The sequence below is a fragment of the Paracoccus shandongensis genome, from assembly GCF_017315735.1.
Lineage (GTDB): Bacteria > Pseudomonadota > Alphaproteobacteria > Rhodobacterales > Rhodobacteraceae > Paracoccus > Paracoccus shandongensis.
Window position 1 is genome coordinate 98,139 of the sequence record NZ_JAFLRK010000001.1, and the last position, 12,987, is coordinate 111,125.

Below are 12,987 nucleotides of genomic sequence, written 5' to 3' on the forward strand. Positions count from 1 at the left end.
CAGCAGTATATTTCTGACCAAGTTTGTCAACCATGGCAGGCAGAGAAAACGGCGAAGGATCGGGAAGGATGCGGAACACGGGACAGGCAGGGCCGGACCATGCGCGCAGGCAGGCAGAGCTGCGGATTTTCGACGGGGCGGTGGCGACGCATCACCTGTCGCAAATGGTTGTGGACACCGGGCCGGGCCACCGGCTGTTCCTGGCCGTGCCGCGCGGCACGCCGCCCCGGACGGGCTGGCCGATCCTGTATCTGCTGGACGGCAACGCGGCCTTCGATTTCCTGACGCCCGATCTGCTGGCCCTTGCGCCGGGTCTGATGCTGGCGGGCGTGGGCTATGACACCGACCGCCAGTTCGCGCGCGAACAGCGCACGCTGGACTTTACCGCGCCGGACGGCCCCGGTGACGGCATCCGCCCCGACCCCGTCCATCCGGGCCGCATGGCGGGGGGCGCGGCGCTGTTCCTGGACCGGCTGACCGGCCCGCTGCGGCAGGCGGCCGAGGCTGCCGCCCCCGTTGATCCCGCGCGGCGGACCCTGTGGGGCCATTCCTTCGGCGGGCTGTTCACGCTTTACGCGCTGCTGACGCGGCCCGGTGCCTTCGCGCGCTACGCCGCGATCAGCCCCTCGATCTGGTGGGACGAGGGCCTGATCCGCCGCGTGGCGGACCGGGCGGGGCGGATGGCCGCGCCCCCGCCCCTGCTGGCCGCCCTGGGCGACCGCGAAAAGCGGTCTGGCAGCGACGGCCCGCCGCCCGATGGCCCGGCGCCCGCGACGATGCAATTCCTGGCCGACCTGCGCGACCGGAACAGGCTGTCACCGCAGATCCATGTCCTGCCCGGGCTGGTTCACATCGAAACCATCGCCGGATCCCTGCCGCTGGCGCTGCCCTTTGCCGCCGCCTGATCCATCCGCGCGGCCAGCATCGGCGCGATCAGGGCCGAGGCTTCGATCGAGGTCATGGCGGGATGCAGGAACGGCACCGACAGTTCCTCGATCCATGCGGCGTGGGGACGCCACATCGCGGCCCGCAGGTCGCGGTCCTGATGGTCCAGGCCCGCGCGGATATGGGTCAGCGTGCCGGTCCAGCGGCGGTGGTGATGGCCGCGCACCAGGCGGTTCGTGTCGGTGACAGCGCGGACCACGCCGTCCAGCACGGGTTCCGGCAGCGCGCCAAGCGCGGTATCGCCCGCGCGCAGGAAGGCCACCACCTTGGGCCGCGTGTCCAGATCCCGATGCGCGTCGGGGTCATGGCCCGCAATCGCCAGCAATGCCCGCAGGGCCGCGACGGGATCGGGTTCCGGCTCGTCGCGCCAGACATCGGCGGGATAGCTGTCCAGCGCCGCGACCAGCCCTGCCCGCCGCCCAAGCGCCGCCAGTTCGATGGCGGTGGCCTGCGCCAGGATGCCGCCGACAGACCAGCCCGCCAGATGCACCGGGCCGTCCGCAACTGCCGCGATGCGTGCCGCATAATCGCGCGCCAGGTCGTCAAGGCTGCCCGGCAAGGGAACGGTCAGGTCCAGGCCCGGATGCTGGATCCCCCAGACCCGCCGCGCGGGCGCGATCAGCCGCGCGAGGTGGCGATAGCCCCATGCAATGCCGCCCGCCGGGTGGATCAGGAACAGCGGCGCGGCCGCCGGATCGCCGTCCGCCAGCAGGATCAGCGGGTTCAGCCCGTCGTCCTGACGCGCCGTCCCAAGCGCCGCCGCCAGATGCCCCAGCACCGGGTGTTCAAAGATCGTGCCCAGGCCGGGATCGCGGCCGGTTTCCTCCTCGATCCGCAGGATCAGGCGGACCGCGGACAGGGAATCGCCGCCGAGGGCGAAGAAATCGGCCTGGGTGCCGGGCACCTGCGGCAGGTGCAGAACCTCGGCATAAAGGCGCGCCAGCAGCCGTTCGGCATCCGTTTCCGCATCCCGCCCGGCGACCGAGACCTTTGGCGCGGGCAGTGCCTTACGGTCCAGCTTGCCGTTCGCAGTGACGGGCAGCGCGTCCAGCAAGACCTCGGCCCCGGGCAGCATATAGGCGGGCAAGGTGGCCGACAGATGCCGGGCCAGCAGGCCCTCGGCCCAGGCGTCGGAGGGCACCAGATAGGCGACCAGGCGGCGGTCGCCCGCGCGGTCCTCTCGCGCCAGGACCACGCATTCGCGGACGAGGCCGGAGGCCATGATGGCGGCCTCGATCTCGCCCAGTTCGATCCGCAGCCCGCGGATCTTCACCTGGTGGTCGGACCGGCCCAGATAGACCACCGCCCCGTCATGCCGCCTGCGTGCCAGATCGCCGGTGGCATAAAGCCGCGCGCCATCGGGTCCGATCACGAACCGCTGCGCCGTCAGGTCGTCGCGGCCCAGATAGCCGCGCGCAAGCTGCACGCCGCCCAGGTACAGGTGCCCCGCCAGCCCCGGCGGGACCGGGCGCATCCGGTCGTCCAGGACGTGCAGCGACGTGTTCCAGACCGGCCAGCCGATCGGCAGCGGGTTCGACGCATCGTCAGGCCCGGCAGGCCAGAAGCTGACATCCACGGCGGCCTCGGTCGGGCCATAAAGGTTGTGCAACTCGGCCCGGATGCGGCGGTGGAACCTGGCGCGCTGGTCGGCGGTCAGTTCCTCGCCCGAACAGAAGACGCGGCGCAGCGCGATTCCGTCGGATGCGGGCGCGGCCAGAAAGGCCGACAGCATCGAAGGCACGAAATGCAGCGTGGTGATGGCGTGGCGGCGGATCAGCGCGGCGATGGCCGACGGGTCGCGATGTGCGCCGGGCGGGGCCATGACCAGTTCAGCCCCGGCGATCATGGGCAGGAAGAACTCCCACACCGAGACATCGAAGGTCGCGGGCGTCTTTTGCAGGATGCGGTCGGATGCGTCGATGCCGTAATGGTCGCGCATCCACAACAGGCGGTTGACGATGGCGCGGTGGTCGATGACCACGCCCTTGGGTTCGCCGGTGGATCCCGAGGTGTAGATGACATAGGCCATGTCCCCCGGCGCCGGTCCGGTGGGCGGGGTGCCTGTGGCAGGCCATTCGGTCAGCAGGGGCGCGTCGGACGGGAACAGGCCCGCCAGATCGGGCTGCGTCACGACCGCCACGGGCTGCGCCATCGCCAGGATCCGCGCGATCCGTTCGGGCGGATGATCGGGATCCAGCGGCAGATAGGCCGCCCCGGCGCGCAGGATCGCCAGCAGGACTACGGGCAGATCCAGAGAGCGGTCCAGGGCCACGGCGACGATGCGGCCCGGTCCTGCGCCAAGCGTTGCCAGATGCGCCGACAAGGCCGCGCTGCGGCGGTTCAGGTCGGCAAAGCTGATCGTTGCATTGCCGAAGGTCACGGCGGGCGCGTCGGGGGTCGCGGCCATCTGCGCCTCGATCAGCGCCACCAGCGTCGTGTCGGGGACCGGGTGGTCGGTCGCGTTGACGGCGGCGGCTGCGGCGATCTCGGCGCGGCTGGCGGTCGGCACCTGCGCCAGGGTCGCGGCGACCAGGGCTGCGGCGATGAAGTCCGGCAGGCGCGCGGCATGGCCGGCCACGTCCTGCGGGGAATAAAGGTTCGGGTTCGCGTCCACCTCGAACAGCAGGCCCGCTTGCGGATCGCCCCGGAAGGTCAGCGTCAGGTCGTCCACCGCCCCTGCGCCCAGGATATGCAGATCCACCTGCAAGCCCGCGAAGCGCGGCGCGCGGTCGAAGGGCTGGACGTTGACCAAGGGGCCATAGAGCCTGCGCGCGCCGCCGACCAGGCCCAGGTCGCGGCGCAACTGTTCGCTGCGGTAAAGGCCATGGCGGCGGGCCTGCGCCATGTCGCGCGCCAAGGCCGCCAGGCAGTCGGACACGGGCGCATCCTCGTCCAAGGCGATGCGCTGCGGCAGGACGTTCATCGCCATGCAGGGCAGCCGCGCGATCCTGCGGCCCATGCGCGCCATGAAGGGCACGCCGATCACGGCGCAGCCCCCGGTCCAGCGGGCCAGATAGGCGCCCGCCAGCCCCGTCAGCACGTCGGGCCAGTTCAGGTCATGGGCGTCGGCAAAAGCGGCAAGCCGGGCCAGCAGGTTGCCATCCAGCCAGCGGCTTTCCCGCAGGAAATGACGCGCGCTGACGGCGGTGCCGATTGCGGGGCCTGTCACCTCGGGCAGATCCCGCAGCCAGTCGCGCCACCAGGCGGCGTCCGCCTCGCGCTTGTCGGAAGCGCGATAGGCCGCGTCCTCCTCATGCGCGCGGTCCAGCGGCGGGAATGGCAGGGGCGCGGGGCCGCCGGTCACGATGGCCGAGTAGTGCTCTCCGATCCGGTTGGTCAGCAGCACCATGCCATAGCCGTCGATGGCGAGGTGGTGGATGCGTTCGTAAACCAGCACCCGGTCGGGAAGGATGAAGATCGTGAAGGCCGCCGCCGGGTCGCGCGCCAGGTCAAGCGCCCGGCCGCTGTCCGCGCGCATCATCGCCAGCGCCTCGGGCCCGGTCGCGTTGACAACGCTGGGCGTGATGGGCGCGGGGTCCAGCCATTGCTCCGGGCCGTGCGGACCCTGGCGGAAGCGCAGGCGCAGCGCCTCGGTTTCCGCCAGCGTCCGGGTCAGGGCCAAGCGCAGCGCGTCAGGATCGACCGGGCCGCGCAAGTCCAGATACTGCCCGGTGTTCAGGATCGGGTTGGCGGGGTCCAGCGCCTGCGCATACCACAGGCCTTCCTGCGCCTCGGTCAGGGGGCGCGTGTCAGGCATCGGCGTCGGGGGCGACGATATGGGTCCACCAGTCGCCCAGCGTTTCATATTCGGCAAACAGGCTGAAATTGGCGGTCAGCCCGGCTTCCTCCCACGCCAGGACCAAGCGCATCAGGCGCAGGGAATCAAGGCCCAGGTCGCCCAGGTGGTCGTCGTCGCGGATGTCCGACGGGTCCATGTGGATCGCGCGGGCAACATCGGCGCGCATCCGGTCCAGCGTCAGGGTCATGCGGTTTCCTTCAGATAGCGGCTGCGCAATTCCGCGCGCAGCACGTTGCGGCTGACCTTGCCCACGGCGGTGGTCTGGAATTCGGGGACGAAGACGATCTGGTCGGGCACCTTGAAATCCGCCACCCCCCGCCCGCGCATGAAGGCCTTGAGATCCGGCGCGCGGGGCTGCGTGCCGGGGGCGGCGATGACGAAGGCGCAACTGCGTTCGCCCAGGAACTCGTCCGGGATCGAGACCACGGCGGCGTCGAAGACCGCCGGATGGGCCATCAGGTGATCCTCGATCTCCTCGGCGGAAATCTTCTCGCCCGCGCGGTTGATGTGGTCGCCCGCCCGGCCCTGCACGACAAGGTATCCGCCGGGCAAACGCTTCACGATGTCGCCGGTGCGATAGAAGCCGTCGGGGGTGAAGCTGCGGGCGTTAGCGCCGGGATCGTTGTGATAGGCGCGGATCGTATAGGGGCCGCGCGTCAGCAGGTGGCCCGGCTCGCCCTCGGGCACCGGGTTGCCGGTATCGTCCAGGATCAGCACCTCGTCGTCGGGGCTGATGGGACGGCCCTGGGTGGTGACGATGATCTCCTCGGGGTCGTCCAGGCGGGTATAGTTCACCAGCCCCTCGGCCATGCCGAAGACCTGTTGCAGGGTGCAGCCCAGGGTCGGGCGGACGCGGGCCGCGGCCTCGGGGATGAACTTGGCGCCGCCGACCTGCAACACTTGCAGGCTGGACAGGTCGTGCGGTGTCCTGGCCGCCGCCTGCATCCACAGCAGCGCCAAGGGCGGCACGACGCCGGTGATGGTCACGCCCTCGCGCGCGATCAGCGAAAAGGCGGTCTCGGCGGCGGGGTTCGGGGCCATGACCACCCGCGCGCCTGCATAAAGCGCGCCGAAGACGCCGGGCGAACTCATTGGGAAGTTGTGGGCCACGGGCAGCGCGGCCAGATAGACGCTGTCGCCGGTCAGCCCGCAGATCCGCGCGCTTTCGCGGAAGCTGTAGATGTAATCGTCATGCGTCCGGGGGATCAGCTTGGACAGGCCCGTGGACCCGCCCGAGATTTGCAGGAAGGCCACCGCCGACGGATCGACCCGGGGCAGCGCGGGACCGGCGCGCAGGTTGTCGAAGGGAATGTGATCGCCCGCATCGCCGATGACGATGACATGGGCGATGGCGGGAACCTCGGCCCGGACCAGATCGGCCAGGGGGCGATAGTCGAAGCCATCGTGCCGGTCGGCGATGACCATGGCCTTCGCGCCCGATCGTTGCGCGAAATGGATCAGTTCGGTCTGGCGATGCGCGGGCAGCGCATAGACCGGGACCAGCCCCGCCAGGAACAGCCCGAACACGGCCGGGAAGAAGGCGGCGATGTTGGGGATCTGCACGATCACCCGGTCGCCCGGTTGCAGCCCAAGTGCCAGGTATCCCCCCGCCGCCGATTCGGCGCGAACCAGCAGGTCGGCATAGGTCCAGCGGTTCCCGGCATCGACCACGGCCAGCCGGTCGGGATGATCGGCCGCGCGGGCGCGCAGGAAATCCCCGAAGGTCTCGTTCCGCCAATAGCCCTTGGCGCGATAGCGCGCGGCAAGATCGGCGGGCCAGATTTGCCGGGGGATCGTGTTCGCTTCGGTCATTGCGTTTGCCTTTCGGATCGGCCTTGGCGGCGGCATAAGCCGGTTGAGAGAAATCGTCAACTTTTCGCAAAGCAGGCTTGGACAGGCGCGGCCAACCGGCTAAAGGGCGGGAAAGGCCCGCGGAAAGCCAACCCTTGCAGCCATCCGCCGGCCCTTCCCGAACAGATGAACAGGTCACGCCATGATCCACGCCGCCCCCCGGGTGCCGCTTCGCGATACGCCACAGGTTTATGGCAAGGTGACGCGCCTTCTGCACTGGACCATGGCGGCCCTGATCCTTTGGCAGTTCGCGGGCATGGGGCTGCGCGCGATCTATGGGCGGCAGGACTGGCTGGCGCCCTTCGTGGGCAGCCATGCCCCGGTCGGCACGGCCTTGTTCGCGCTGGTGATCCTGCGGGCGCTTTGGGCGCTGGCGAACCGCCGCAACCGTCCGGCGCATGACGGCGGGCTTCTGGGAACGGCGGCAATGGCGGGACACGGGCTGCTGTATCTGCTGATGCTGGTCATTCCCGGCCTTGCGCTGCTGCGGGCCTGGGGGTCGGACCGCGCCTTCGCACCCTTCGGGTTCGAGATCTTTCCGGCAAGGACACCCCCTGTCGAATGGACCGGCACCCTGGCGGGCGCGCTGCATGGGGAACTGGGCTGGTTCCTGCTGGCCTTGGTCGCGGGCCATGTGCTGATGGTCGGGCTGCACCAGGCGATGTGGCGGGACGGCACGCTGGCGCGCATGGCCGGGCGGCGGGGCTGACGCCTTGGCCCCGGGCAGCGCCTTGCAGCGGCTGAGCCGCGCCGTCATGCGGGCCGAGGCCGCCCTGGGCGGCATCCTTGTCGGCGCGATCCTGCTGTTGCTGCTGGCGAATGTCGTCTCGCGCAGCGCAGGCCGCCCGCTGATCTGGACGGATGAGCTGGCCGTGCATCTGATGGTGGTGCTGGCCCTTGTCGGCGCCTCGCTGGGGATCGCGATGAAGGGCCACATGGCCATCGGGTTGCTGCCCGACCGGCTTGGGCCGCGCGGCCGGGCCGTGCTGGCGCTGCTGGCCGACCTGTCGGTGCTGGCCTTCCTGCTGGTGATGGCGTGGATCCTGTGGCGCTGGTTCGACCTGCCGGGCCTGCTGCGGGCGGGATCGGGGGCGGCCCTGGCCGAGCAGAGCTTCAACTTCGTTTACACCGACCCGACCAACACCCTAGGCCTGCGCAAGATCTGGTTCTGGCTGGCCCTGCCCCTGACGGGCGTCACGGCGCTGATCCACTGCCTGGCCGCGCTGCACCAGGACATCGGGGCGCTGCGGGCATGACGGCGGGCCTGTCCTTCCTGGCGCTGCTGGGCCTTGGCGCGCCCATCGCCTTTGCCATGATCGCCACGGCGATGATCCTGATCGTGGACGGCGGCAACACCGCCCTGCTGCAAGGCTTCGCGCAGCAACTGTTCGCGGGCATCGAAAGCTACAGCCTGCTGTCGCTGCCGCTGTTCATCCTGCTGGGGGAACTGATGGGCGCGGGCGGCATCGGGCGGCGGCTGCTGGCGCTGGCGCAGGCGCTGGTCTGGCCGGTGCGGGCGGGGCTGGCCCATGTGAACCTGCTGGCGAACCTGATGCTGGCGTCCATCCTGGGATCCACCGTGGCGCAGCTGACGGTGATGGCCCGGCTTGCCGTCCCGGAAATGGAGCGCGCGGGCTATCCCCGCGACGTGGCCGCGACGGTCACGGCGGCGGGGGGGCTGCTGGCGCCGGTGGTGCCGCCGTCGATGAACCTGATCGTCTATGCCACCATCGCGCAGGTGCCGGTGGCGGAGATCTTCGTGGCCTCGGTGATCCCCGGCCTTGCCATGGCCGCGGCCTTTGCCGTGGTGATCGCCTGGCTGGGCTGGCGCCATGCCCTGCCCCGCGTGCCGTCGCAGCCTATGGGGGCGCGGCTGCGGGCCATCGTCGATGCCCTGCCCGCGCTTGTGGTGCCCGCCATCGCCGTGGGGTCGATCCTCGGCGGCATCGCCACCCCGACCGAGGCGGCGGCCGTCGCATCCGTCGCGGCGATCCTGGTGGGGCGGCTGGTTTACCGCGAACTGTCCTTGCGCGACCTGCCGGGGGCGCTGGTGCGCACTGCCGCGACTGCGGGCGCGGTGCTGTATCTGGTCGCGGCGGCGCAGGTGCTGGCCTGGGTGCTGACCTTCGGCAACCTGCCCGCGCAGGCCGCCGCCTGGGTGCAGGACATGGCCGGGACGCCCTTGATGTTCCTGATCCTGCTGAACCTGCTGCTGCTGGCCCTTGGCACCGTGCTGGAGCCGATCCCCGCCATCATCCTGACCGCCCCAGTCCTGCTGCCCATCGCGACCGGCGTTTACGGCATCGACCCGCTGGCCTTCGGCGTGATCCTGTGCGCGAACCTGGCGCTCGGGCTGCTGTCGCCGCCGGTGGGCGCGGGGCTGTTCACCGCATCCTTGCTGACGGGCGTGCGCGCGGAACGGCTGTCCTGGCTGCTGGCCCCCTTCTTCATCGCCATGCTGGCCGTCCTGGCGGGCATGTCCATCACCGCCGCCCTTCACGCCGGAACCTGACCCATGACCATCCTGAAAGCCGCCGCCTGCCTGCTGTTCCTGGCAAGCCCCCTGTCCGCCGAGACGCTGCGCATCGGCATGGTCACGCCGCCGTCCCACCAGTGGACGCAATCGGCGCAGCACCTGGCCGACACGCTGGCCACGGAAACCGACGGGCGGCTGGACCTGGCCGTCTTCCCCTCGGGCCAGTTGGGGAACGAGGCGCAGATGCTGCAGCAGTTGCAGGCAGGCGCGCTGGATTTCGCCTTCCTGACGGTGGGAGAGCTTGCGAACCGCGATCCCGACTTCGGCATCCTGGTCGCGCCCTATCTGGTGCCGGACGCCGAAACCGCCGCCCGGCTGCTGGAGGGCAAGACCGCGGCCGCCTTGCAGGACAAGCTGGGCGCGCTTGGGCTGAAGGGGCTTGGGCTTGGCATGGCCGGGATGCGCATTGTGCTGGTGTCCGACCCCGTGGCCCAAGGGCAGACGCTGGCGGGCCGCAAGATCCGCACCGTGCCTCTGGCGCAGGAACTGGACTTCTGGACCCGCGCCGGAACGGCGCCCACGCCCCTGCCGCTGCCCGACCTGTTCGACGCCTATACCAACGGCCAGATCGACGGGATGCAGATCGACCTGGAGGGCACCTTGAACAACCGCTTCCACGATCATTCCGCCGCGATCCTGGACACGCAGCACATGATCTTTCCCATGTTCGCCGTGGCCTCGGGGCGCAAGTGGCAGACCTATTCCGACGAGGACCGCGCCCTGATCGCCCGCCATATGGCCGAGACCACGGCCGAGATCCGCGCGGCCTATCCGCGCATCGACGCCGATTATCGCGCCAGGCTGGCCAAGGCCGGTGCGCTGCTGCAACAGGTCGGCCCCGAGGTCTTCGGCGATGCCGTGGAAAGCTGGTACCGGGAATGGCGCGCCCGCACACCGCTGCTGGTTGAACTTGAAACCGAGCGGGACAGCCTGTCGGCGAAGCAATAGGTTACGGGCGATCACGGATCCGGGGGCGGGAACTTCCGGGCGGCGTCGCGGCTTGTCTGTCATATCATGAATGGAGACATCCCATGAAGACGATCCTTGGCCTGACCACCGCCGCCGCTCTGGCCACCGGTGCAGCCTTTGCCCAGACGACTGTTGTCACGACCCCCTCGACCACCGTGCAGCAGGTCCAGACCCAAGACCCCGCCACCACCGGCGGCGGCGCGATGGGCGGCGCGGCCTCGGGCGCGATTGCCGGTGCCGTGGTGGGCGGCCCCGTGGGCGCGGCCGTGGGCGGCCTTGCCGGCGCGGTGATGGGCGACGTGTCCGAGGACGCGCTGACCCCCGAAACCCGCACCTATGTGCTGGAGCATCGGACCGAATCCGTGGTGCTGGACGGCGGGCCTGCCGTGGGCACGGTGATCCCGGAAACCGCCCCGGTGCAGACCGTGCCGAACACGCAATACCAGTATGTCTATGTGAACGACCAGCCGGTCCTGGTCGAACCGGGAAGCCGCAAGATCATCCACATCTACGAATAAGACCCGCCACGCGGGACGACCGGCAGGCTGGCCCTTGTGCCAGCCTGTCGCGTTTTGGCGATCCCGGAAGGAATCGAACCCTCAACCTGCCGATTAGAAGTCGGCTGCTCTATCCAGTTGAGCTACGGGACCACGCGCCGTTTCTTGCGGGATTGCGCGACGAAGCGCAAGTCACTCGCGCGCCTGGCAGTCCTGGAAAAGCGTCTGGTCCTGCCCGTCCGCCCCGAACGAGATCATCGCCCCGTTGCCCTTGGACCACAGCTGATAGGCGTCCGCGCCATCCCCGCTGCGATAGCGCGCGCCCGAGGCCGAGACGACCTGGCGCATCCCCAGCAGCTTGCCGTCGATCCGCGCCACCGCATAGGACTCGCCGTCGTCGGGGCTCACGAAGACCACCGGAATTTCCACCCCGCGTTCGCAAAGATAGGTGATGGGGATCAGGTCGTCGCCCTGGGCAAGGGCCATCGTGGCCGCGCAGGCCAAGGCTGGGGTCAGGATGCGGATCATCGGTTCCTCACAAGGCCAGGGTCATGAAGACGCTGTTCGGATCGGGGCAATAGCTGCCGAAGGGCGGACATTCGGCAAAGCCGCCCCGCGCGTAAAGACCCCGGGCGGCGGCAAAGCTGGGCTGCGCGCCGGTTTCCAGCGACAGGCGCGTCAGGCCCACGCCGCGCGCATGACCCACCAGCCGGTCCAGCATCAGCCGCGACAGGCCCGCGCCGCGTGCTTCGGCCAGGACATGCATGGACTTCACCTCGGCATGGGTGCCGTCCAGGCGTTTCAGCGCCGCCATGCCGACAGGTTTGCCCGACCGGCGCAGCACGAAGAAGTCGATGTCCGGGGAAACCAGCGCCTCGCGCGGCAGCATGTGGATCGATTCGGGCGGGGTGTCGGCGTGCATCTCGGCGGCGTGGCGCTGGAACAGCAGGTCCAGGTCGCCCGCCAGCGGGGATTCGGGGGCAAAGGAAAGGGGTTCTGTCACGGCGGCCTCGGCTGTTGCCGCATGGTTAGCAAGGACGGGACGGCCCCGCAACCGGATGCAGAAAGGGCGGCCGCCGGGCCGCCCTTTGAGGGAAAAAGGGATCAGGCCGCGCGCGACAGCAGCACTTCCTCGACGCGCTTCTGGGCCGCGCCCTCGTCCAGGCCGCTGACGGCGGCGACTTCGCGGGTCAGGCGGTCCAGCGCGGCCTCATACAGCTGGCGCTCGGAATAGGACTGCTCGCGCTGGTCGTCGTTGCGGTGCAGGTCGCGCACCACCTCGGCGATCGACATCAGGTCGCCCGAGTTGATCTTCTGGTCGTATTCCTGCGCGCGGCGCGACCACATGGCGCGCTTGACACGCGCCTTGCCCTTCAGCGTTTCCAGCGCGCGGTCGATCAGGTCCGGGCTCGACAGGCTGCGCATGCCGATCTCGGAGGCGCGAGAGGTGGGCACGCGCAGGGTCATCTTGTCCTTCTCGAACGAGATGACGAACATTTCCAGCCGCAGCCCCGCGACTTCCTGCTCTTCGATCGACACGATCCGGCCCACGCCATGGGCCGGATAGACGACGAAGTCGTCGGGGCGGAATTCGTTTTTCTTGGTCTTGGACATCTGGCTTCCTCTAGGTGGTGCCTTCAGGGAAGGACACAAAAGAACCGCAAGCGGCCAAGCCGCCTCCGGTCCATATCTCGGTCATCGTGGTGTTTCCGCCCGGCAGAGGGCAGGAAAACGGCAGTGGGGGCGCACATCCTTTGGGCCTCTGACTCCCATCAGATGCGAATATGAGGGGAAGATAGCACAAAAACGGCTTTAAAAAAAGCAATTCGATGGTCGCAGCCATGCGGCGGACTAAGGGGCTGATATGCAGCCAGATCAAGGAATTGCCTTGCCGCCGTTCAGGCGCGGCCCGTCGGACGTAACGTCACGGGTGGCGGGATCAGTCCCCTTCGCCCGGCGCTTCCGAGAAGTATTTCGCCAGCTTTCCGGGCACGCCGTCCATTTCGGCCGCCGTGGGCAGGGGCTCTTTCTTCTGGGTGATGACCGGCCAGATTTCCGAATACTTGCGGTTGAACTCGACCCATTCCTCCATGGCCGGTTCGGTGTCGGGGCGGATCGCGTCGGCGGGGCATTCGGGCTCGCAGACGCCGCAGTCGATGCATTCGTCGGGATGGATGACCAGCGTGTTCTCGCCCTCGTAGAAGCAGTCCACGGGGCAGACCTCGACGCAGTCGGTATATTTGCACATGATGCAATTATCGGTCACGACATAGGTCATCGCAGGCTCCACTTCCGTCCGAGGGGCTAGTTACGCCCGGCATCCCGATCATTCAAGGCTGCGGTGGTGGAAAAGACCGTCGTTCGGGCAAATCGCGGTGCGGCAAAACAGC

Annotated in this window: 13 protein-coding genes and 1 tRNA gene; 6 read left to right on the forward strand and 8 right to left on the reverse strand. The window is 69.2% G+C overall.

The window, feature by feature from the left end:
• The first annotated feature begins 68 nt into the window (after positions 1 to 68).
• Positions 69 to 905, forward strand: coding sequence for an alpha/beta hydrolase (locus JX613_RS00490; RefSeq protein ID WP_207099492.1), 837 nt, complete (start codon positions 69 to 71; stop codon positions 903 to 905).
• Here JX613_RS00490 and JX613_RS00495 read toward each other — a convergent pair.
• The 3 genes from JX613_RS00495 to JX613_RS00505 are packed head-to-tail and all read right to left on the reverse strand — an operon-like array spanning position 848 to position 6,556.
• Positions 848 to 4,702, reverse strand: coding sequence for a non-ribosomal peptide synthetase (locus tag JX613_RS00495; RefSeq protein ID WP_207099493.1), 3,855 nt, complete (start codon positions 4,700 to 4,702; stop codon positions 848 to 850). The two genes, JX613_RS00490 and JX613_RS00495, sit on opposite strands and share 58 nt — an antisense overlap.
• Positions 4,695 to 4,931 (reverse strand): phosphopantetheine-binding protein, encoded by a 237-nt coding sequence (locus tag JX613_RS00500; protein ID WP_207099494.1) that lies wholly within the window; start codon positions 4,929 to 4,931, stop codon positions 4,695 to 4,697. Before JX613_RS00500 ends, JX613_RS00495 begins: the two co-directional genes overlap by 8 nt.
• Positions 4,928 to 6,556, reverse strand: a complete 1,629-nt coding sequence (locus tag JX613_RS00505) for a (2,3-dihydroxybenzoyl)adenylate synthase (protein WP_207099495.1) — start codon at positions 6,554 to 6,556, stop codon at positions 4,928 to 4,930. Before JX613_RS00505 ends, JX613_RS00500 begins: the two co-directional genes overlap by 4 nt.
• A 181-nt stretch (positions 6,557 to 6,737) precedes the next feature.
• On the opposite strand from JX613_RS00505, the gene JX613_RS00510 reads away from it, so the two are divergent.
• The 5 genes from JX613_RS00510 to JX613_RS00530 all read left to right on the forward strand — a co-directional run bounded on the left by JX613_RS00510 (position 6,738) and on the right by JX613_RS00530 (position 10,618).
• Positions 6,738 to 7,304: a cytochrome b gene (locus tag JX613_RS00510; RefSeq protein ID WP_207099496.1), complete on the forward strand. Its 567-nt coding sequence runs from the start codon at positions 6,738 to 6,740 to the stop codon at positions 7,302 to 7,304.
• Positions 7,305 to 7,308: 4 nt separating this feature from the next.
• Entirely contained in the window at positions 7,309 to 7,851 is a 543-nt protein-coding gene (locus JX613_RS00515) for a TRAP transporter small permease (RefSeq protein WP_207099497.1), read from the forward strand.
• A complete protein-coding gene (locus JX613_RS00520; protein WP_207099498.1) occupies positions 7,848 to 9,107 on the forward strand; it encodes a TRAP transporter large permease in 1,260 nt (419 codons plus the stop codon). Before JX613_RS00515 ends, JX613_RS00520 begins: the two co-directional genes overlap by 4 nt.
• A 3-nt stretch (positions 9,108 to 9,110) precedes the next feature.
• Complete coding sequence (locus JX613_RS00525; protein ID WP_207099499.1) at positions 9,111 to 10,079, forward strand: TRAP transporter substrate-binding protein; 969 nt, start codon at positions 9,111 to 9,113, stop codon at positions 10,077 to 10,079.
• 83 nt (positions 10,080 to 10,162) lie between these two features.
• Positions 10,163 to 10,618: a DUF1236 domain-containing protein gene (locus JX613_RS00530; RefSeq protein ID WP_207099500.1), complete on the forward strand. Its 456-nt coding sequence runs from the start codon at positions 10,163 to 10,165 to the stop codon at positions 10,616 to 10,618.
• Positions 10,619 to 10,673: 55 nt separating this feature from the next.
• On the opposite strand, the gene JX613_RS00535 is transcribed toward JX613_RS00530, so the two are convergent.
• The 5 genes from JX613_RS00535 to fdxA form a co-directional block, all read right to left on the reverse strand.
• A tRNA-Arg gene (locus JX613_RS00535) sits at positions 10,674 to 10,750 on the reverse strand.
• A gap of 39 nt (positions 10,751 to 10,789) precedes the next feature.
• Entirely contained in the window at positions 10,790 to 11,125 is a 336-nt protein-coding gene (locus tag JX613_RS00540; protein ID WP_207099501.1) for an MliC family protein, read from the reverse strand.
• Positions 11,126 to 11,132: 7 nt separating this feature from the next.
• Positions 11,133 to 11,519 (reverse strand): GNAT family N-acetyltransferase, encoded by a 387-nt coding sequence (locus JX613_RS00545; RefSeq protein ID WP_207099841.1) that lies wholly within the window; start codon positions 11,517 to 11,519, stop codon positions 11,133 to 11,135.
• Between the two features lie 182 nt (positions 11,520 to 11,701).
• Positions 11,702 to 12,211, reverse strand: coding sequence for a CarD family transcriptional regulator (locus JX613_RS00550; RefSeq protein ID WP_207099502.1), 510 nt, complete (start codon positions 12,209 to 12,211; stop codon positions 11,702 to 11,704).
• Between the two features lie 325 nt (positions 12,212 to 12,536).
• Entirely contained in the window at positions 12,537 to 12,875 is a 339-nt protein-coding gene (fdxA, locus tag JX613_RS00555; protein ID WP_207099503.1) for a ferredoxin FdxA, read from the reverse strand.
• Positions 12,876 to 12,987 lie beyond the last annotated feature (112 nt).